The organism is Pseudomonas sp. NFACC41-3 (assembly GCF_900109505.1).
Lineage (GTDB): Bacteria > Pseudomonadota > Gammaproteobacteria > Pseudomonadales > Pseudomonadaceae > Aquipseudomonas > Aquipseudomonas chlororaphis.
In genome coordinates, this window is the sequence record NZ_FOAE01000002.1 from 975008 (window position 1) to 996664 (window position 21657).

The following is a 21657-nucleotide window of genomic DNA, read 5'->3' on the forward strand; positions in this document are numbered from 1 at the left end:
GGCCCTCGAAGGCCCTTTGAGCCTTATCGCAGCCTGCGGCAGCGGCTACAGGTCAGAAGCGTGCGACGCCGAAGCTGTTGGGCTGCAATGGGCGAACCTGCGCCTCGTGGCAGATATCCAGCAGATAACCCAGCAGGGTGCGGGTATCCCGTGGGTCGATCAGCCCGTCGTCCCACAGGTTGGCGCTGCCATACAAGGCCGTGGACTGGCTGTCGAGTTTCTGCGCCGTGACCTGTTCCAGCATATCCAGCATCTGCGGATCGGCCTCCTGGCCCTGCTTGGCGTGCTTGGCCTCGGTGACGATGCGCAGCACCTTGCCGGCCTGGGCGCCACCCATCACCGCGGTGCGGCTGTTGGGCCAGGCGAAGATGAAGCGCGGGTCCAGGCCGCGGCCGCACATGGCGTAGTTGCCGGCGCCGTAGGAGCCGCCGACCACGATCGTCAGCTTCGGCACCCGGGCATTGGCCACTGCCTGGATCAGCTTGGAGCCGTGCTTGATCACGCCCTGCTGCTCCGACTCGGTGCCGACCATGAAACCGGTGGTGTTGTGGAAAAACAGCAGCGGGGTGCCGCTCTGGTCGCACAACTGAATGAACTGCGCGGCCTTGCTCGCGCCTTTCGGGGTGATCGGCCCGTTATTGCCGATAAATCCGCAAGGGCGCCCCTGGATCTGCAAATGGCCGCAAAGGGTCTGCTGGTCGAACTCGCCCTTGAACTCGAGGAAGTTCGAACCGTCGGCAATGCGCGCGATGATTTCCCGGGCGTCGTACGGCTTCTTCGGGTCGTCGGGAATCAGCCCCAGCAGCTCGTCGATCGGGTACAGCGGCTCCGCATAAGGCCGGGGTGGCTGTAGCGGCAGCCGGGCATTCCACGGCAGGGCTGCGAGGATTTCCCGCACGATGCGCACGCCGTCGCCGTCGTTTTCCGCCAGGTATTCCGCGGTGCCGGCCACCTGCGCATGCATCTCGGCGCCGCCCAGTTCTTCATCGGTGGCCACCTCGCCGGTGGCGGCCTTGAGCAGGGGCGGGCCGGCGAGAAACAGCTTGGCCTTGCCGCGCACCACCACCACGTAATCCGACAGCCCCGGCTGGTAGGCCCCGCCGGCGGTGGCCGAGCCGTGGACCACGGTGATCTGCGGCAGACCCATGGCCGACATGCGCGCCTGGTTGGCGAAGCTGCGCGCGCCTTCGACGAAAATCTCCGCCGCGTAATTGAGGTTGGCGCCGCCGCTTTCGGCCAGGGTCACCACCGGCAGTTTGTTTTCCATGGCGATCTGTTGCAGGCGCAGGGATTTTTTCAGGCCGCTGGGGGAGATGGTGCCGCCCTTGATCGCACTGTTATTGGCCACCACCAGCACCCGCACGCCGCTGACGTAGCCGATGCCGGCGATCAACCCGCCACCGGCCTGGCTGCCGTCCTTGTCGTCGTGCAGCTTGTAGCCGGCCAGGCTCGCCAGTTCGAGAAAGGGCGCGCCGGGGTCGAGCAGCAGATTGAGGCGTTCGCGGGGCAGCAGTTGCCCGCGCTTTTCGAATTTCGCCTTGGCCTCGGCGGCCTTGGCCAGCAGGTTCTGTTCCAGCTGGCGGATCTGCGCGATGCCGGCCAGCATCGCCTCGCGGTTCTGCTGGAACTGCGGGCCGTGGGGATCGAGCTGGGACTGTATGACTGGCATGGCTTATTTCCCGTCCTTGAGTGGCTCGTCCTTCAGCACATCCGGCAGGTAGGCGCGGTGGAAGCCGTTGTAGGACTCGCTGTGGGACGCCTTGTGCAGCGGCCAGGCACGGCTGCCGAGGCTGGCGGCGCCGTCGATGCGCAAGGTGCTGCCGCTGATGAAGGCCGCCGCCGGGCTGAGCAGGAAGACGATGGCGGCGCTGACTTCCGACTCGGTGCCGATGCGTTTGAGCGGCACGTGTTCGCGCAGGGTCGGGATCACCGCCTTGAACGCGCCTTCGTAGGTGTCCATGCCGCTGGAGGCGATCCAGCCCGGCGCCACGGCGTTGACCCGCACCCCGGCATGGCCCCATTCGAACGCGGCGGTCTTGGTGAAATTGTCCATCCCCGAACGCGCGGCGCCGGAATGGCCCATGCCGGGCATGCCGCCCCACATGTCGGCGAGCATGTTGACGATGCTGCCGCCGTGCTTGCTCATGGACTGGTTGAAAACTTCCCGGGCCATGAGAAAACCGCCCACCAGGTTGGTGCGCAGCACGGTTTCAAATCCCTTCTGGTTGATCGAGGCCAGGGGCGAGGGGTACTGCCCGCCGGCGTTGTTGACCAGGCCATGCAGCGGCCCGTGGTCACGGATCAGTTCGCTGACCAGGGCCTTGACCGCGTCCTCGTCGCGGATATCGCAGGCATGCCCGCTGGCCTGGCCGCCGTCTTCGGCGATCTCCGCGGCCACCTTGTGCAGCTTGTCCGCCTTGCGCCCCACCAGCAGCACGCGGGCGCCAAGGGCCGCCAGTTCATGGGCGGTGCAGCGCCCGATGCCGCTGCCGCCGCCGGTGACGACTAGGGTCTGGCCGGCGAACAGGTCGGGTTTGAAAATCGAGTCGTAGCCCACGAAAAGCCTCCTTCAGTTGACGGCGTCGGCGATGCTCTGTGGCACCGGGATCTGGATTTCCAGCAACTGCTGGGCGAAGGCCTTGCCTTGCGGGTCGATGCGCAGGCTGGCGACACCGCCGCCACCGAGGGCGTTCTCCAGCAGGAAATTCAGGCTGTGGGTGCCCGGCAGGTACCAGCGCTGGACCCGGCCATGCACCGGGTCCAGCACATGGCTCATCCAGTCCACCACGACGGCGGGTGTCAGGGCCTCGGCGATCCACGGCAGGTATTCGGGGGCGCGGGCCATGACCCCGATATTGCTGTGGTTGCCCTTGTCGCCGGAGCGCGCCACCGCCAGCTTGACCAGCGCCACGCTGGCATCGGCGCGGCCCACGGGGCTGGCCACGGCATGGGGCGCGGGCAGGGCGCTGGCGTCGAGGCTGTCGAGCTCGGGCAGCTCGACCCGGTGGCGCTGGCCGGCCATCTCGACTTCCAGGGTGCAGGCGTTTTTGTCGATCAGGAACGAGAACAGGCGGATCAGCGGATAGACCGTGGGCCGGCCGCCGACGATGCCGGTCAGGCCCGGGGCCATGCCGGTGGCGGCCTGGGCGATCTCCCGGGAAAACAGCACCAGCGCGCGTTTGTCCGGATGGCGCACGGCGAGCTTGATCACCACTTCGCGGCTGTCCTGGCGCTGGCCGTGGGGGCCATAGGTGGCTTCGCTGCCGAGCAGTTCGATGTTGACTTCGCTGTAGGGCACCCAGCCGCGTTGGCCGAACATTTGCGTAGTCTTGTCGATGATCGCCTGGCTGACCCGGCGCGCCTTGGCCACCGCGTCGATACCGGCGATCAGGCAACTGGCGGTGCAGCGGAAACCGTCCGGGTAAGTGGCGCTGACCTTGTACTGGCCGGTCGGCGGCAGGCCCTTGGCGCCGTGCACGCTGACCGCATTCTTGCCCTGTTGGCGCAGTTTGACCTGGGTGAAGTCGCAGACCACGTCCGGCAGCAGATAGGCCCGTGGGTCGCCGATCTCATAGAGCAGTTGTTCGCCAACGGTCAGCGGCGTGACCAGGCCACCGGAACCTTCGGGCTTGCTGACCACGAACTGGCCATCGGCACTGACTTCGACGATGGGAAAGCCGATGTGTTCGTAGTCCGGCACGTCGCGCCAGTCGGTGAAGTTGCCGCCAGTGCACTGCGCGCCGCATTCGATGATGTGCCCGGCGAGGGCGGCCTGGGCCAGTTTGTCGTAGTCGTGCCAGGACCAGCCGAATTCATGCACCAGCGCCGCGCTGACCACCGCGCTGTCGACCCCGCGGCCGGTGATGACGATGTCGGCGCCGAGCTTCAGGGCTTCGACTATCCCGGGGGCGCCGAGGTAGGCGTTGGTGGACACGCACATCGGCGGCAGCGGCGCACCGCTGAACATCTCATGAATGCCGCTGCCGCTCAGTTGCTTGAAGCGGGGTTGCAGATCGTCGCCCAGCAGCACGGCGATTTTCAGGGCCACGCCGGCCTGGTCGCAGGCCGCTTGCAGGGCCGCGGCACAGGCCTGCGGGTTGATCCCGCCGGCGTTGCTGATGACCCGGATCTCCTGCCGGGCGATCTCGCCCAGCAGTGGGCTCAAGACCTCGACGAAATCCGTGGCGTAGCCGGCAGTAGGGTCCTTCATTCGCGCGCCGGCCATGATCGACAGGGTGATCTCGGCCAGGTAGTCGAACACCAGGTAATCCAGGCGGCCACCCTGCACCAGTTGCGCGGCGGCGCTCGAGGTGTCGCCCCAGAAGGCGCTGGCACAACCGATGCGGAGGGTCTTGGTCATGGCTGGGGCTCTCGATAAAAGACTCGATAAAAAGACGCGATGACAGAACTGGATCGAGACTACCAAGCAAGCGCTTGGTTTGTAAATGTCGGAAATATCTTATTCCCAAGCGCTTGCTTGGTCGTCCCCGCGGGCTTAAATTGCGCGCGCAAGCTCCCTGTTTCAGGGGGCTGCGCCGCATAACGATCGAGCGAATGTAGGAGAGAGGCCGTGGACGAGCAAAAAGCCTTGCTGGTGATGCGCCAGCTGGTCGCCAACGGGCAACTGACCGACCCGGACAGCGCCCGCGGCAAGCTGCTGCAAACCGCGGCTCACCTGTTTCGCAACAAAGGCTACGAGCGCACCACGGTGCGCGACCTGGCCGGCGCGGTGGGCATCCAGTCCGGCAGCATCTTTCATCACTTCAAGAGCAAGGACGACATCCTGCGCGCGGTGATGGAGGAAACCATCCACTACAACACCGCCCTGATGCGCGCCGAACTGGCCGAAGCCGGCAGTGTGCGCGAGCGGGTGCTGGCGCTGATCCGCTGCGAGCTGCAATCGATCATGGGCGGCAGCGGCGAGGCCATGGCGGTGCTGGTCTACGAATGGCGCTCGTTGTCGGCCCAGGGCCAGGCCGACGTCCTGGCGCTGCGCGACATTTATGAGCGGATCTGGTTGCAGGTGCTGGGCGAGGCCAAGGAGGCCGGCTTTATCAAGGGCGATGTGTTCATTACCCGGCGTTTTCTCACCGGGGCGCTGTCCTGGACCACCACCTGGTTTCGCGCCGAGGGCAGCATGACCCTCGAGCAACTGGCCGAGGAAGCGCTGACCCTGGTGCTCAAGGAACCGTAGGCCTCCTGCAAGTAATTAATTATTCAGTGGAAAGTTGTCGAAGCCAGGGAAACCGCCTAGCTTTAATGGCATTGCCCTGTTTCCTTTCTTGAGGTGAGTTGCCTTGATGTCTTCGCCAATGCGGACGGCTTTGCGAGTGCTGGTGTGGGGCCTGGCCACCCTGACGGTTTTTCCGGCCTGCGCTGCGCAGTTGGTACGCGTGGGGGCGGCGCATTTTCCCCCCTATACCGTGCGTCCCGAGCAGGGCGCCGACACCGGGCTGCTGCCGCAACTGGTGGACGCCTTGAACGCGCTGCAGAGCGACTACCAATTCGTACTGGTGCCGACCTCGATTCCCCGGCGGTTTCGCGATTTCGAGCAAGGCCGCGTCGACATGGCGATTTTCGAGAACCCGGCCTGGGGCTGGCAGAACATTCCCCACACCAGCGTCGACATGGGCCTGGAAGATGCCGAAATCTTCACCGCCCAGCGCGAGCCCGGCCGCGGCCAGGAGTATTTCGCCGACCTCAAGGGCAAGCGCCTGGCCCTGTTCAGCGGTTACCACTATGCGTTCGCCAACTTCAATGCCGACCCCAAGTACCTGGCCGACACCTACAACGCGACCCTGACCTATTCCCACGACAGCAACCTGCTGATGGTGCTGCGCGGTCGTGCCGACATTGCGCTGGTGACCCGTTCCTACCTCAGTGATTTCCTTTCGCACAATGCCGACACCGCGCAGCAATTGTTCGCCTCCGAGCGGATCGATCAGGTCTACCACCACTACGCGCTGATTCGCCCCATGGCGCCGATCAGCGGCGAAAACTTCGCCAAGTTGCTGGGGCGCCTGCGCGACAGCGGTGAATTGCTGAAGATCTTCGATCCCTACCGCATCGTGGTCATGCCACCGGCCAAATGAAGCCGCCCCCAAGGCGGCTTGCCTAAATTTCCCTGTGCGGCTCACGTCATTTGGTTGAACACTGATGACGCTGAGTCCGTGCCATGTCCTCTGTCGATATGCTGTCCGCTGTGACCGTTGCCGATCCCTGCCGTTGCGCCGCCGATCCCGCCGGCTTGCAACCGCTGTGCCTGGCCGGTATTGAAACCAGCGGTGCCGGCCGCGGCCCTGGCACGCCACTGCCACCGGCGGGCAGCGAGGTGCTGCAAGCCTTGCGTGGGCAAGAAGGATGGCGTGACGAGTGGATGGCCGGCTGGTTATCGACCCTGGTGCATTCGTTATGCCTCGACCACGGGCCGCGCGAATGGCTGGCCGAGGACGCTGGCCAGAGGCTCGAGCAGCAGGAGCGTTGCCTGCATTGTGGGAGAGCCTTCGATTTTTCCCACAAGCGCGCCGCCCTGCTGATTCTGGCGCAGGGGCGGGGTGTCGGACGGCATCAGGCGGTCGAGAAAATCTGGCGGGAGCGTTCCTGTTCGCGGTAGCGCCGTGGCTGACGGTGGCTATCGCGATCAGGTGCGGGAGTAGCGTGTGGCGCGGATCAGTGACGGGCGTAGGTGTCGGCGCGGTTGCCAGAGACTTTGCGGCAATGCACCAGCGCATCGCGAATCATGAAATTCACCAGGGTCGGCGAGACCCCGAGTTCCTTGGCGATGTCCTTTTGCGGCACGCCATGCAGGCGATACATCTCGAACGCATAGCGGGTGCGGCTGGGCAGCTCTGTCAGCGCGTCGGCAATGTGTTCCAGGGTCGAGAAATTGATGTGTGAGGTTTCCGGCGACGCTCCCTGCACGACCACATTCAGACCCTCTTCTTCAGTGCCCGAATACTTCTGCTCCAGCGCCTGCTTGCGATAGTGGTCGATCGCCAGGTTGCGCACGATCTGGAACAGATAGCTCAACTGCGCCTTGAACGACGAGGTGATCTGCGGCGCCGATTGCAGCCGGAAGAACGCGTCTTGCACCACGTCTTCGGCACGGGAACGACAGCCGGTAATACGCGCCGCGATCTTGACCAGGATCAGGCGGTTGTCGACGAAGGCCTGGAGTAGCGGTGAATCGCACCTGCTTGTGGATACTTGTTCCGTCATGGAAATCACCTTGCTGCAAAAGGGTTAGTAGGACGACAGAAATTTCAGATTCGTCTTACACATCGAGCGACAAATTATTCTTAATGATAATGATTGTCAATTGAGAAAGAGAATTAATGAGCATCTTTGGTGCAGAGTGAGAACTGCGGCTCGTTGTCGCACTTTGTGAAGGGGTTCGAGGGCAGAGTGCGGACTAATTATTTCAAGACGCCATCCGTTCTCATTGGAGAAAGGTTCCGGGTGGAACATCCCGCCACAGCGCTCTCCAGATGTCCCATTCCGAGGGCAGGGGCCTTTATTTTTCAAAGGTTTATGTAACGGCCGCGGCTTTTTCCCGCGGCTCTACGTGCAAGCACAATCCGCGCAGGAAACCCCATGATGGACGCGTTCGAACTCCCCAGCACTCTGGCTCAAGCCCTTCAACGCCGGGCGGCTCAGACCCCCGATCAAGTGGCCTTGCGCTTCCTTGCCGAAGAGCAGGATCAGAGCGTGGTCCTCAGTTATCGCGACCTGGATTTGCGTGCCCGGACCATCGCCGCGGCGCTGCAGGCCAATGCCGGCTTGGGCGATCGCGCAGTGCTGCTGTTCCCCAGCGGCCCGGACTATGTCGCGGCCTTTTTCGCCTGCCTGTATGCCGGGGTCATCGCGGTGCCGGCCTATCCGCCGGAGTCGAGCCGACGCCATCACCAGGAGCGGCTGATCTCGATCATCGCCGACGCCGAGCCGCGGCTGCTGCTGACCAGCAGCGGGCTGCGCGACTCCCTGGCGCAGATGGACGAGCTGCAAGGTGTCGACGCGCCGCAACTGCTCTGCGTGGATACCCTGGCGGCGAGCCTGGCCGAAGGCTGGACGGCCACCGAACTGCGCGGCGACGACATCGCCTTCCTGCAATACACCTCGGGCTCCACCGCCTTGCCCAAGGGCGTGCAGGTCAGCCACGGCAACCTGGTGGCCAACGAGCTGCTGATCCGCCGCGGCTTCGGCATCGATCTCAACCCCGACGACGTGATCGTCAGCTGGCTGCCGCTGTACCACGACATGGGCCTGATCGGCGGCCTGCTGCAACCGATCTTCAGCGGTGTGCCCTGCGTATTGATGTCGCCGGCGTATTTCCTCGGCCGACCGTTGCGCTGGCTGGAGGCGATCAGCGAATACGGCGGCACCATCAGCGGTGGCCCGGACTTCGCCTACCGCCTGTGCAGCGAGCGAGTCAGCGAGTCGGCCCTGGAACGCCTGGATCTCAGCCGCTGGCGCGTGGCCTATTCCGGGTCCGAGCCGATCCGCCTGGACACCCTGGAGCGCTTCGCCGAGAAGTTCGCCGCCTGCGGTTTCACCTCGAATCATTTCTTCGCCTCCTATGGCCTGGCCGAAGCCACCCTGTTTGTCGCCGGTGGCACCCGTGGCCAGGGCATCCCGGCCCTGCGCCTGGACGAGCAGGCCCTGGCGCAGAACCGCGCCGAGCCGGGCACCGGCAACGCCATGATGAGCTGCGGCACCCGCCAGCCCGAGCACGCGGTGCTGATCGTCGAGCCCAATACCCTGGCCGAGCTGGAAGACAACCGGGTCGGTGAAGTCTGGGCTGCCGGCCCGAGCATCGCCCATGGTTACTGGCGCAACCCTGAGGCCACGGCCAAGACCTTTGTCGAGCATGCCGGCCGGACCTGGCTGCGCACCGGCGATCTGGGTTTCATGCGCGATGGCGAGCTGTTCATTACCGGCCGCTTGAAAGACATGCTGATCGTGCGTGGGCACAACCTTTATCCACAGGACATCGAGCAGACCATCGAGCGTGAAGTCGAGGTGGTGCGCAAGGGCCGGGTGGCGGCGTTCGCCGTCACCGAGCAGGGCGAGGAAGGCATCGGTATCGCCGCGGAAATCAGCCGCAGCGTGCAGAAGATCCTCACGCCGGACGCGCTGATCAAGCTGATTCGCCAGACCGTGGCCGAGGCCTGTCAGCAAGCGCCGAGCGTGGTGGTCCTGCTCAATCCCGGCGCCCTGCCCAAGACGTCCAGCGGCAAGCTGCAACGTTCGGCCTGCCGCAACCGTCTGGCCGATGGCAGCCTCGACAGTTATGCCCAGTTCCCTAGTCGCCAGGCTGTGGCCGGCGAGGCCAGCGGCGAAGCGGCCAGCGAACTGCAAGAACTGATCGGCCGCATCTGGCGCGAACAGCTGCAAGTCGAGCAAGTAGCGAGCGACGATCACTTCTTCCTGTTGGGCGGCAACTCCATCGCCGCGACCCAGGTCGTCGCGCGCCTGCGTGAAGCACTCGGCCTGGAGCTGAACCTGCGCCTGCTGTTCGAGGCGCCGACCCTTGGCGCCTTCGCCGCGCAGGTCGCCCAGTTGCAACAGGACGGCGGCCTGGCCCAGGGCGCGATCAACGCCTTGTCGCGTGCCGAGGCGCTGCCTCAATCCCTGGCGCAGAACCGCCTGTGGATCACCTGGCTGCTCGACCCGCACGGCAGCGCCTACAACATTCCCGGTGGCCTGCGCCTGCGTGGCGAGCTGGACGAAGACGCGCTGCGCGCCAGCTTCCAGCAACTGATCGAACGCCACGAATCCCTGCGTACGCGCTTTTTCGAGCGCGACGGCCAGGCGCTGCAACAGGTCCTGCCGGCCTGCGAATTCAATCTGCAGGTGATCGACCTCAGCGACCTGCCGCTGGCCGAGCGCGAAGCGCGGGCGCAACAGATCCGTGAGGATGAGGCCCGTACCCGGTTCGACCTGGAACAAGGCCCGCTGCTCCGGGTGACCCTGGTGCGCCTCGATGACGAAGAGCACCAACTGCTGGTGACCCTGCACCACATCATCGCCGACGGCTGGTCGCTGAATGTGCTGATCGACGAGTTCTCGCGCCTCTATGCCGCCGCCTCGCAAGGCCAGGCGACGAGCCTGGCGCCGCTGCCGTTGCAGTACGCCGACTACGGCAGCTGGCAGCGCCAGTGGCTGGCCCAGGGCGAAGGCGAACGGCAATTGGCCTACTGGAAGCAGCAGTTGGGCGACGAGCACCCGAGCCTGGGACTGGCCACCGATCACCCACGTTCGGCGCAACGGCAACACAGCGCCGCGCGGCACAGCCTGCGCCTGGGCGCGAGCCTGAGCGACGCCATTCGCCAGACCGCCCAGGCCCATGAATCCACACCTTTCATGCTGTTGCTCACGGCGTTCCAGAGCCTGCTGCATCGCTACAGCGGCCAGCGCGACATCCGTATCGGCGTGCCCAACGCCAACCGTCCGCGCCTGGAAACCCAGGGCCTGATCGGTTTCTTCATCAACACCCTGGTGCTGCGCGCCGAGGTGGACGGGCGCCTGCCGTTCGTTGAGCTGTTGGCGCAGACCCGCCAGGCCGCGCTGCAGGCCCAGGCCCATCAGGACCTGCCGTTCGAGCAACTGCTCGAAGCCTTCCCCCAGGCCCGCGAACAGGGGCTGTTCCAGGTCATGTTCAACCACCAGCAGCGTGACCTCGGTGCCCTGCGCCGGTTGCCCGGGCTGCTGGCCGAGGAGTTGCCGTGGCACAGCCGCGAGGCCAAGTTCGACCTGCAACTGCACAGTGAAGAAGACCGCAACGGCCGCCTGAGCCTGTCCTTCGACTACGCCAGCGAATTGTTCGAGGCCGCGACCGTCGAGCGCCTGGCCGAGCATTTCGTCAGCCTGCTGCGCGAAGCCTGTGCGCGTCCGCAGACCGCCATCGCTGACCTGCCGTTGCTCAACCCCTGCGAGCAGGCGCAGCAGCAACAGTGGAGCGAAGCCCCGTGCGCGGCGGCCAGCCAGTGGCTGCCCGAGCTGCTCGAAGCACAATTGCAGCAGACCCCGGAACGCACCGCGCTGGTGTGGCAGGGCGGCGAGCTGAGCTTTGCCGAGCTGCATGCCCAGGCCAACCGCCTGGCCCATTACCTGCGCGACAAAGGGGTCGGCCCGGATGTCTGCGTGGCCATCGCCGCCGAGCGTTCGCCGCAGCTGTTGATCGGCCTGCTGGCGATCGTCAAGGCCGGCGGCGCCTATGTGCCGCTGGACCCGGACTACCCGGTCGAGCGCCTGGCCTACATGCTGGCCGACAGTGGCGTCGAGCTGCTGCTGACCCAGACCCACCTACTCGAGCGCCTGCCCCAGGCCGCCGGCGTCAGCGCCATCGCCATGGACAGCCTCAAGCTCGACAGCTGGCCGAGCCATGCGCCGGGCCTGCACCTGCACGGCGACAACCTGGCCTATGTGATCTACACCTCCGGCTCCACCGGGCAGCCCAAGGGCGTGGGCAACACCCACGCGGCCCTGAGCGAACGCTTGCAGTGGATGCAGAACACTTACCGCCTGGACGCCAGCGATGTGCTGATGCAAAAGGCGCCGATCAGCTTCGACGTGTCGGTGTGGGAGTGCTTCTGGCCGCTGATCACCGGCTGCCGCCTGCTGCTGGCCGCGCCGGGCGAACACCGCGACCCGCATCGCATCGCCCAGTTGGTGCAGCAATACGGCGTGACCACGCTGCACTTCGTGCCGCCGCTGTTGCAGCTGTTCGTCGATGAGCCGTTGAGCGCCGGATGCAGCAGCCTGCGCCGGCTGTTCTCCGGTGGCGAAGCCTTGCCGGCCGAATTGCGCGACCGGGTGCTGGAGCAACTGCCGAACGCCCAGCTGCACAACCGCTACGGCCCGACCGAAACCGCGATCAACGTTACCCACTGGCATTGCCGCAGTGTCGATGGCCAGCGTTCGCCCATCGGCCGTCCGCTGGGCAACGTGATTTGCCGGGTGCTGGACGCCGACCTCAACCCGGTGCCGGTCGGGGTGCCGGGCGAGCTGTGCATTGCCGGGATCGGCCTGGCCCGTGGTTACCTGGGGCGGCCAGGGCTGAGCGCCGAACGTTTTGTCGTCGACCCGCTGAGCAGCGACGGCGCGCGCCTGTACCGCACCGGCGACCGGGTGCGCTGGGCGGCCGATGGCGCGCTGGAATACCTCGGGCGTCTCGACCAGCAGGTCAAGCTGCGCGGCTTTCGCGTCGAGCCCCAGGAAATCGAAGCGCGCCTGCTGGCCCAGGAGGGCGTGGCCCAGGCCGCGGTACTGGTACGCGAGACCGCGGCCGGTGCGCAGCTGATCGGTTATTACACCGCCAGCGCGGATGGGGAAGAGGAGGGGGCGCAGACCGCGCGCCTGAAAACCGCCCTGGCCAGTGAGCTGCCGGAGTACATGGTGCCGGCGCAACTGATGCTTCTTTCGGCCATGCCCCTGAGCCCGAGCGGCAAGCTCGACCGCCGCGCCTTGCCGGAACCGCAATGGCAGGTGCGTGAACACGTCGAACCCGTCACTGAGTTGCAACAGCGGATCGCGGCGATCTGGCGCGAGGTGCTGGGGCAGCAGCGCATTGGCTTGCGCGATGATTTCTTTGCCCTGGGCGGCCACTCGCTGCTGGCCACGCAGATCATTTCCCGGACCCGCCAGGCCTGCGACGTCGAGTTGCCGCTGCGGACCCTGTTCGAAGCCAGCGAGCTGGGCGACTTCGCCGAGCAGGTGCGGCTGATCCAGGAAGCCGGCAAGCGCAACCAGCAGCCGCCGATCGCCAGGGTCGATCGCAGCCAGCCGGTACCGCTGTCCTATTCCCAGCAGCGCATGTGGTTCCTTTGGCAGATGGAGCCGGACAGCCCGGCCTACAACGTCGGCGGCATGGCGCGCTTTACGGGCGTGCTGGATGTCGGGCGTTTCGAGGCGGCGCTGCAGGCGCTGATCCTGCGCCACGAAACCCTGCGCACCACCTTCCCTAGCGTCGACGGCGTGGCCCAACAACGGGTGCACGGGGAAACCGGCGTGCGCATGGGCTGGAAGGATTTCTCCATGCTGGATGCAACGGCCCGCGAGCAACGCCTGCAACAGCTGGCCGACAGCGAGGCGCACCGGCCGTTCGACCTGGAGACCGGTCCGCTGCTGCGCGCCTGCCTGGTCAAGGCGGCGGAGCATGAGCACTACTTCGTGCTGACCCTGCACCACATCGTCACCGAAGGCTGGGCGATGGACATCTTCGCCCGTGAGCTGAGCGCGTTGTACGAAGCCTTTATCGACGACCGCGACTCGCCGCTGGAACCGCTGCCGGTGCAGTATCTGGACTACAGCGTCTGGCAGCGCCAGTGGCTGGAGTCCGGCGAGCGTCAGCGCCAGCTGGATTACTGGACCACGCAACTGGGCAACGAACATCCGCTGCTGGAACTGCCGGGCGACCGGCCGCGGCCGCCGGTGCAGAGCCACCGCGGTGAGTTGTACCGCTTCGACCTGAGCGACGAGCTGGCGGCACGGGTGCGGCGCTTCAACGCCGAACATGGCCTGACCCTGTTCATGACCATGACCGCCACTTTGGCCGTGCTGCTCTATCGCTACAGCGGCCAGACCGACCTGCGCATCGGTGCGCCGGTGGCCAACCGCATCCGCCCGGAAAGCGAGGGGCTGATCGGCGCTTTCCTCAACACCCAGGTGCTGCGTTGCCAGCTCGACGGGCAGATGAGCGTCGGCGAGCTTTTCGAGCAGGTGCGGCATACCGTGATCGAAGGCCAATCCCATCAGGACCTGCCGTTCGACCACCTGGTGGAAGCCCTGCAACCGCCGCGCAGCGCCGCCTATAACCCGCTGTTCCAGGTGATGTGCAATGTTCAGCGCTGGGAGTTCCAGCAGAGCCGCAGCCTGGCCGGCATGACCGTGGAATACCTGGCCAACGATGCGCGGGCCACCAAGTTCGACCTCAACCTGGAAGTCACCGATCTCGATCATCGCCTGGGTTGCTGCCTGACCTACAGCACCGACCTGTTCGACGAACCGCGCATCGCGCGCATGGCGGCGCACTGGCGCAACCTGCTGGAGGCCTTGATCGCGGCCTTGATCGAGAGCCCCGAGCAGCGCTTGAGCGAATTGCCGCTGCTGGACCGCGTCGAACAACAGCAGCTGTTGGACAGCCTGGGTGTCGAGCCCGGCGAACATCGCCTGGACCAGTGCATCCATCACTTGTTCAGCGAGCAGGCGCTGCTGCGCCCGGACGCGCCGGCCCTGACGTTCGCCGGGCAGACCCTGAGCTATGCCGAGCTCGACAGCCGCGCCAACCGCCTGGCCTGGATGCTCCGTGAGCGTGGCGTCGGCCCGCAGGTGCGGGTCGGCCTGGCCCTGGAGCGCTCGCTGGAAATGGTCATCGGCCTGCTGGCGATCCTCAAGGCCGGCGGCGCCTACGTGCCGCTGGACCCGGAATACCCGCTGGACCGCCTGCACTACATGATCGATGACAGTGGTATCGGTTTGCTGCTCAGCGATGCGGCGATGTTCCAGGCTTTGGGTGAGTTGCCAGCCAGCGTGGCGCGCTGGTGCCTGGAAGAGGACGGCGCGCAACTGGCCAACTACCCGGCCAGCGAGCTGCCCTTTATCAGCCTGCCGCAGCACCAGGCGTACCTGATCTACACCTCGGGCTCCACCGGCAAGCCCAAGGGCGTGGTGGTGTCCCATGGCGAGATCGCCATGCACTGCCGCGCGGTGATCGAGCGCTTCGGCATGCGTGCGGACGACTGCGAGCTGCACTTCTATTCCATCAACTTCGACGCCGCCACCGAGCGTCTGCTGGTGCCGCTGCTCAGCGGCGCCCAGGTGGTGCTGCGGGCGCAAGGGCAGTGGGATGCGCAAGAGATCTGCCAGCTGATCCGTGAGCACCGTATCAACATCCTCGGTTTTACCCCGAGCTACGGCAGCCAGCTGGCGCAGTGGCTGGCGACCCAGGGCCAGACCCTGCCGGTGCGCATGTGCATCACTGGTGGCGAGGCGCTGACCGGCGAACACCTGAGCCGCATCCGCGCGGCGTTCAAGCCGAGCCTGTTCTTCAACGCCTACGGCCCGACCGAAACCGTGGTCATGCCGCTGGCCAGCCTGGCGCCGGAACAACTGGAAGAGGGCGCCGGCAGCGTACCGATCGGCACGCTGGTGGGTGAGCGCGTGGCCTACATCCTCGACGCCGATCTGGCCCTGCTGCCGCAAGGCGCCACCGGTGAGCTGTATGTCGGCGGGGCGGGCCTGGCCCAGGGTTACCACCAGCGTCCGGGCATGAGCGCCGAGCGCTTCGTGGCCGACCCGTTCAGTACAAATGGCGGGCGCCTGTATCGCACCGGCGACCTGGTGCGCCAGTGCGCCGATGGCCTGGTGGAATACATCGGCCGGGTCGACCATCAGGTGAAGATTCGCGGCTTCCGTATCGAGCTGGGGGAAATCGAAAACCGCCTGCTGGAACATGACGCCGTGCGCGAAGCGGTGGTGCTGGCCCTGGACATGCCGGGCGGCAAACAGCTGGCCGGCTATTTGGTGACGGATATCGCCGAGCAAGGCGACGAGCAACAGGCGGCCCTGCGCGAGGCGATCAAGGCGCAGCTGAAAATCCACCTGCCGGATTACATGGTGCCTACCCACCTGATCCTGCTGGCGAGCATGCCGCTGACCGCCAACGGCAAGCTCGACCGCCGCGCCTTGCCGGCGCCGGACCTGGAGCTCAACCGCCAGCAGTACGTGGCGCCGAGCAACGAGCTGGAGCAGACCCTGGCCCAGGTCTGGTGCGACGTGCTGAACCTGCGGCAGGTCGGCCTGCACGACAACTTCTTCGAACTGGGCGGCGACTCGATCCTGTCAATCCAGGTGGTCAGCCGCGCCCGTCAGCTGGGCATTCATTTCAGCCCGCGGGACCTGTTCCAGCATCAGACCGTGCAAACCCTGGCCGCGGTGGCCAGCCGCAGCGAGCGGATCGTCGCCGAGCAAGGCTTGCTCAGCGGCGAGTCGCACCTGACACCGATCCAGCACTGGTTCTTCGACAGTGCGATCCCCGAGCGTCAGCACTGGAACCAGGCCCTGCTGCTGGCGCCGACCCAGGTGCTCGATGGGCAGTTGCTGGAGCAAGCGTTGCACGCGGTGCTGGCCCAGCATGACGCCCTGCGCCTGCGCTTCACCCAGGTCGACGGCCAATGGCGGGCCGAGCACCAGCCGCTGTCCGAGGCGCCACTGCTGATGCAGATGCGCGTGGCTTCCATGGAGCAATGCCCGGCGTTGTTCGCCGAGGCGCAGCGCAGCCTGGACCTGGCCAACGGACCGCTGTTGCGCGCGCTGTTGGTGGACGGTCCGGATGCGCAGCAACGCCTGTTTATCGCCATCCATCACCTGGTGGTCGACGGCGTGTCTTGGCGGGTGTTGCTGGAGGATCTGCAAAACCTCTACCGCCAGCTTGAAGCTCAGCAAACGCCGCGCCTGCCGGCGAAAACCAGCGCCTTGCGCGATTGGGCGTCACGCCTGCAGGCCTATGCCGGCAGCGAGTCGCTGCGCGAAGAGTTGAGCTGGTGGCAGGACCAATTGGCTGGCCCGGCGGCGACGCTGCCGGTGCAGCACGCCCAGGGCGGGCGGCAGAACAAGCATGCGCAGACCGTCAGCGTGAAGCTGGATGCCGAGCGCACCCGGCAGTTGCTGCAACAGGCGCCGAGCGCCTACCGCACCCAGGTCAACGACCTGCTGCTGACGGCCCTGGCCCGTGTGTTGTGCCGCTGGACCGGCGAGGCTTCGGCGCTGATCCAGCTCGAAGGCCATGGCCGCGAAACCCTGTTCGACGAGATCGACCTGACCCGCACGGTCGGCTGGTTCACCAGCGCTTACCCGCTGCGCCTGACCCCGCTGGCTATAGAGGAAGCGGCCGGGCAGGGCGCCTCGATCAAGGCGATCAAGGAGCAGTTGCGCGCCGTGCCGCATAAAGGCCTGGGTTATGGCGTGCTGCGCTACCTGGCCGACGGGGCTATCCAGCAGGGCATGGCGGCCTTGCCGCAAGCGCCGGTCACCTTCAACTACCTGGGGCAGTTCGACCAGAGCTTTGCCAGCGACGCGCTGTTCCGTCCGCTGGACGAGCCGGTGGGCGCCGCCCATTCGCCGGAAGCGCCGCTGCCCAACGAGCTGAGCATCGACAGCCAGGTCTACGCCGGCGAGCTGGTGCTGCGCTGGACCTTCAGCGGCGAGCGTTTCGATGTGCAGAGCATCGACGCGCTGGCCCAGGCCTACCTCGGCGAACTGCACAGCCTGATCGGCCATTGCCTGGAGGACGATGCCGGCGGCCTGACGCCGTCGGACTTCCCCCTGGCACGCCTGACCCAGGCACAACTGGACGCGCTGCCGGTGTCGGCCAGCGCCATCGAGGACGTCTACCCACTGACCCCGATGCAGGAGGGCATGCTGCTGCACACCCTGCTGGAGCCGGGCACCGGCCTGTACTACATGCAGGACCGCTACCGCATCGACAGCGAGCTGGACCCGGTGCGTTTCGCCCAGGCCTGGCAGGCGGTGGTGGCCCGTCACGAAGCCCTGCGCGCGTCCTTCTGCTGGAACGTCGGCGAAGACATGCTGCAGGTTATCCACAAGCCGGGCAGCACGCCGATCGAGTTCCTGGACTGGAGCGCTGTCGCGCAAGACGAGCAGGAACCGAAGCTGCAGGCGCTGCTGAAAAGCGAGCGCGAGGCCGGTTTCGATCTGCTCAGCCAGGCACCGTTCCACCTGCGGCTGATCCGAGTGGGGGCCGCGCGCTACTGGTTCATGATGAGCAACCACCACATCCTGATCGATGCCTGGTGCCGTTCGCTGTTGATGAACGACTTCTTCGAGATCTACACCGCCCTGGGCGAAGGTCGCGAAGCCCAGCTGAGCGTGCCGCCACGCTACCGCGACTACATCGGCTGGCTGCAACGCCAGAGCCTGGCCGAGGCGCGCCAGTGGTGGAAAAACAACCTGCAAGGCTTCGAGCGCACCACGCCGATTCCGAGCGACCGGCCGTTCCTGCGCGAACACGCCGGCGACAGCGGCGGCATGATCGTCGGTGACTGCTACACCCGTCTCGATGCCCGCGACGGCGCGCAATTGCGTGAGTTGGCGCAGCAGCATCAGTTGACCGTCAACACCTTCGCCCAGGCGGCCTGGGCCCTGGTCCTGCGGCGCCTGAGCGGCGAGGGTGACGTGCTGTTCGGCGTCACCGTGGCCGGGCGTCCGGTGCAAATGCCCGAGATGCAGCGCACCGTCGGCCTGTTCATCAACAGCATCGCGCTGCGGGTGCAGCTACCCGAAGACGGCCAGCGCCTGAGCGTGCGTCAATGGCTCAGCAGCCTGCTGGAACGCAACATGGAGCTGCGCGAGTACGAATACCTGCCGCTGGTGGCGATCCAGGAAAACAGCGAACTGCCCAAGGGCCAGCCGCTGTTCGACAGCCTGTTCGTGTTCGAGAACGCGCCGGTGGAAGTCTCGGTGCTGGACCGCGCGCAAAGCCTGAACGCCACCTCGGATTCCGGCCGCACCCACACCAACTTCCCGCTGACCGCGGTGTGCTACCCGGGGGATGACCTGGGGCTGCACCTGTCCTACGACCAGCGCTACTTCGAGCAGGCGACCATCGAGCGCATGCTCGGCGAGTTCAAGCGGCTGCTGCTGGCGCTGGTGCAGGGCTTCCATGGCGACATGGCCGAGCTGCCGCTGCTGGGCGCAGCAGAGCAGGACTTCCTGCTCGCCGGCTGCAACCAGAGCGAGCATGACTACCCGCTGCAGCGCAGCTACGTCGAACTGTTCGAGGCCCAGGTGGCGGCGCATCCGCAACGCATCGCCGCCAGTTGCCAGGACTTGCACTACAGCTATGCCGAACTGAACCAGCGCAGTAACCGCCTGGGCCACGCCCTGATCGCCAACGGCGTGGGCCTGGACCAGCCGGTGGCCCTGCTGGCCGAGCGCAGCCTGGACCTGCTGGGCATGATCATCGGCAGCTTCAAGGCCGGCGCCGGCTACCTGCCGCTGGACCCGGGCCTGCCGGGCCAGCGCCTGGGGCGGATCATCGAGCTGAGCCGCACGCCGTTGCTGGTGTGCACCGCGGCCTGCCAGGAACAGGCGCGAGCCTTGCTCGACGAATTCGCTTGCGCCAACCGACCACGTTTGCTGGTGTGGGAAGAGGTGCAAGCGGCCGATCATTCGCAGGACAACCCGGGGATCTACAGCGGCTCGGACAACCTGGCCTATGTGATCTACACCTCGGGCTCCACCGGCCTGCCCAAGGGCGTGATGGTCGAGCAGCGCGGCATGCTCAACAACCAGCTGAGCAAGGTGCCATACCTGCAATTGAGCGAAGCCGATGTGATCGCCCAGACCGCGTCGCAGAGCTTCGACATTTCGGTCTGGCAGTTCCTCGCCGCGCCGCTGTTCGGCGCGCGGGTGGACATCGTGCCGAACGCCATCGCCCATGATCCGCAAGGTTTGCTGGCCCATGTGCAGGCGCAGCGCATCAGCGTGCTGGAAAGCGTGCCGTCGCTGATCCAGGGCATGCTCGCCCAGGAGTCGATCGACCTTGATGGCCTGCGCTGGATGCTGCCGACCGGCGAGGCGATGCCGCCGGAGCTGGCGCACCAATGGTTGCTGCGTTACCCGCAGATCGGCCTGGTCAACGCCTACGGTCCGGCCGAGTGTTCGGATGACGTGGCCTTCTACCGCGTCGACATGGCTTCGACCCGTGGCAGCTACCTGCCGATCGGTACGCCGACCGACAACAACCGCCTGTACCTGATGGATGGCGCGCTGGAGCTGGTGCCACTGGGCGCGGTGGGCGAGCTGTGCGTCGCCGGTACCGGGGTCGGCCGTGGTTATGTCAGCGATCCGCTGCGCACCGCGCAGGTGTTCGTGCCGCATCCGTTCGGTGCCCCGGGCGAACGCCTGTACCGCACCGGCGACCTGGCACGACGCCGCGCCGATGGCGTGCTGGAGTACGTCGGGCGGATCGACCATCAGGTGAAGATCCGTGGCTACCGCATCGAGCTGGGGGAAATCGAAGCCCGCCTGCACGAACAACCGGAAGTCCGCGACGCGGCGGTCGGCGTGCAGGAAGGCGTCAACGGCAAGCATTTGGTGGGCTACCTGGTGGCGAGCGACTCGCCGCTGAACCCAACGGAACGCCTGGAGCGCATCAAGCAACGCCTGCGCGCCGAGCTGCCGGAATACATGGTGCCGCTGCACTGGCTGTGGCTGGAGCGCCTGCCGCTCAACGCCAATGGCAAGCTCGACCGCAAGGCCCTGCCGGCCCTGGAGATCGGCCAGCTGCACAGCCAGGACTACCTGGCACCGCGCAGCGAACTGGAGCAGACCCTGGCCGCTATCTGGGCCGAGGTGCTCAAGGTCGAACGGGTCGGGGTCCGGGACAACTTCTTCGAGCTGGGCGGGCATTCGCTGCTGGCCACGCAGATCGCCTCGCGGGTGCAGAAGACCCTGCAACGCAACGTGCCGCTGCGTGCGATGTTCGAGTGCAGCACGGTGGAGGAGCTGGCGCAGTACATCGACGGCCTGGCGAGCAGTGAAATCAACGAGGAGAAGGTCGATCGCCTGAGCGACCTGATGGCGGAGCTGGAAGGGTTGTAGTCCGGCGTTGTCAGGCCTGGCGCTATCGCGAGCAAGCTCGCTCCTACAGAGGTCATATCAAACCCTGTAGGAGCGAGCTTGCTCGCGAAAAATCTCCAGGCCTGCACTTTTCTTCGAACTCGTCCGATTGACTGAACCCTTTCACCGGCACAGGCTAGCGGAGCTTTTCTGGAGCCCCCCTCAACAGGAGACAGTTGATGCCCTTCGCGACTATTGATGGACAATCCCTTCACTACCTGGACCAGGGCAGCGGCCCGGCGGTGCTGCTGGCCGGCAGCTACCTGTGGGACCTGAACATGTGGGCGCCGCAGATCGAGGCGCTGTCCCGGCAGTACCGGGTGATCGCCCTGGACCTGTGGGGCCACGGCCAGTCCGGGGCGCTGCCGCAAGGCACCACTTCGCTGGACGATATCGCCCGGCAGGTGCTGGCACTGCTGGATCATCTGCAGATCGAACGCATCAGCCTGGTCGGCCTGTCGGTGGGCGGCATGTGGGGCGCGCGCCTGGCCCTGGCGGCGCCGCAGCGCATCAATGGCCTGGTGTTGATGGACACCTATCTGGGGGCCGAGCCGGAGCCGACCCGCCAGTATTACTTCTCGTTGTTCAAGCAGATCGAAGAGAGCGGGGTGATCGCGCCGCAGTTGCTGGACATCGTGGTACCGATCTTCTTCCGTCCGGGCATCGACCCGCAGTCGGCGCTGTACCGGGACTTCCGCGCCGTGCTCGCGGCACTGCCCAGCGAACGCCTGCGCGAAAGCGTGGTGCCCATGGGCCGCATCACCTTCAGCCGCGCAGACCTGCTGTCGCGCCTGGACCAGCTGGACCCCAAGACCACCTTGCTGCTGTGCGGCGACCAGGACAAACCGCGCCCACCTGCGGAAACCCGGGAAATGGCCGAGCTGATCGGTTGCCCTTACCAACTGGTGCCTGAGGCCGGGCATATCTCCAACCTGGAGAATCCGGCGTTTGTCACTGAAGCGTTGTTGAAGTTTTTGGCGGAACGGCATTCCTGCTGATGCTTCGGCGGCGTTTGGG

At 66.0% G+C, this 21657-nt stretch carries 9 protein-coding genes; 5 read left to right on the forward strand and 4 right to left on the reverse strand.

The features are described 5' to 3' along the window. Positions 1-52 precede the first annotated feature (52 nt). From atuC to BMY68_RS13980, 3 genes are read right to left on the reverse strand one after another with little or no spacing between them, the layout of a single operon-like run. Entirely contained in the window at positions 53-1669 is a 1617-nt protein-coding gene (gene atuC / locus BMY68_RS13970) for a geranyl-CoA carboxylase subunit beta (protein WP_085531658.1), read from the reverse strand. A gap of 3 nt (positions 1670-1672) precedes the next feature. Further along, on the reverse strand, positions 1673-2557 hold the full coding sequence (locus BMY68_RS13975; protein ID WP_085531656.1) for an SDR family oxidoreductase: 885 nt from the start codon (positions 2555-2557) through the stop codon (positions 1673-1675). Positions 2558-2569: 12 nt separating this feature from the next. Further along, positions 2570-4360 carry an acyclic terpene utilization AtuA family protein gene (locus tag BMY68_RS13980; protein ID WP_085531654.1) on the reverse strand — a complete coding sequence of 597 codons (1791 nt, stop codon included), beginning with the start codon at positions 4358-4360 and terminating at the stop codon, positions 2570-2572. A 210-nt stretch (positions 4361-4570) separates the two neighbouring features. Between BMY68_RS13980 and BMY68_RS13985 the strand changes: the two genes are divergently transcribed. From BMY68_RS13985 to BMY68_RS13995, 3 genes are all read left to right on the forward strand, one after another. Further along, on the forward strand, positions 4571-5194 hold the full coding sequence (locus tag BMY68_RS13985; protein WP_009044910.1) for a TetR/AcrR family transcriptional regulator: 624 nt from the start codon (positions 4571-4573) through the stop codon (positions 5192-5194). Positions 5195-5300: 106 nt separating this feature from the next. Beyond that, complete coding sequence (locus BMY68_RS13990; RefSeq protein ID WP_062825109.1) at positions 5301-6092, forward strand: substrate-binding periplasmic protein; 792 nt, start codon at positions 5301-5303, stop codon at positions 6090-6092. 83 nt (positions 6093-6175) lie between these two features. Beyond that, a complete protein-coding gene (locus tag BMY68_RS13995; RefSeq protein WP_085531652.1) occupies positions 6176-6613 on the forward strand; it encodes a pyoverdine biosynthesis protein in 438 nt (145 codons plus the stop codon). Between the two features lie 56 nt (positions 6614-6669). On the opposite strand, the gene BMY68_RS14000 is transcribed toward BMY68_RS13995, so the two are convergent. Beyond that, positions 6670-7218: an RNA polymerase factor sigma-70 gene (locus BMY68_RS14000; RefSeq protein ID WP_007922891.1), complete on the reverse strand. Its 549-nt coding sequence runs from the start codon at positions 7216-7218 to the stop codon at positions 6670-6672. Between the two features lie 375 nt (positions 7219-7593). Between BMY68_RS14000 and BMY68_RS14005 the strand changes: the two genes are divergently transcribed. Both BMY68_RS14005 and BMY68_RS14010 read left to right on the forward strand, forming a co-directional pair. Beyond that, on the forward strand, positions 7594-20622 hold the full coding sequence (locus BMY68_RS14005; protein ID WP_085531651.1) for a non-ribosomal peptide synthetase: 13029 nt from the start codon (positions 7594-7596) through the stop codon (positions 20620-20622). A 197-nt stretch (positions 20623-20819) separates the two neighbouring features. Then, on the forward strand, positions 20820-21638 hold the full coding sequence (locus BMY68_RS14010; protein ID WP_085531650.1) for an alpha/beta fold hydrolase: 819 nt from the start codon (positions 20820-20822) through the stop codon (positions 21636-21638). Positions 21639-21657: the final 19 nt, after the last annotated feature.

What these genes read in the sequence shown, in the direction of transcription:
- BMY68_RS13995 (WP_085531652.1), top strand. Translation starts at nt 6,176, where the DNA reads ATGTCCTCTGTCGATATGCTGTCCGCTGTGACCGTTGCCGATCCCTGC.
- BMY68_RS13980 (WP_085531654.1), bottom strand. Translation starts at nt 4,360, where the DNA reads ATGACCAAGACCCTCCGCATCGGTTGTGCCAGCGCCTTCTGGGGCGAC.
- BMY68_RS14010 (WP_085531650.1), top strand. Translation starts at nt 20,820, where the DNA reads ATGCCCTTCGCGACTATTGATGGACAATCCCTTCACTACCTGGACCAG.
- BMY68_RS13990 (WP_062825109.1), top strand. Translation starts at nt 5,301, where the DNA reads ATGTCTTCGCCAATGCGGACGGCTTTGCGAGTGCTGGTGTGGGGCCTG.
- atuC (WP_085531658.1), bottom strand. Translation starts at nt 1,669, where the DNA reads ATGCCAGTCATACAGTCCCAGCTCGATCCCCACGGCCCGCAGTTCCAG.
- BMY68_RS14000 (WP_007922891.1), bottom strand. Translation starts at nt 7,218, where the DNA reads ATGACGGAACAAGTATCCACAAGCAGGTGCGATTCACCGCTACTCCAG.
- BMY68_RS14005 (WP_085531651.1), top strand. Translation starts at nt 7,594, where the DNA reads ATGATGGACGCGTTCGAACTCCCCAGCACTCTGGCTCAAGCCCTTCAA.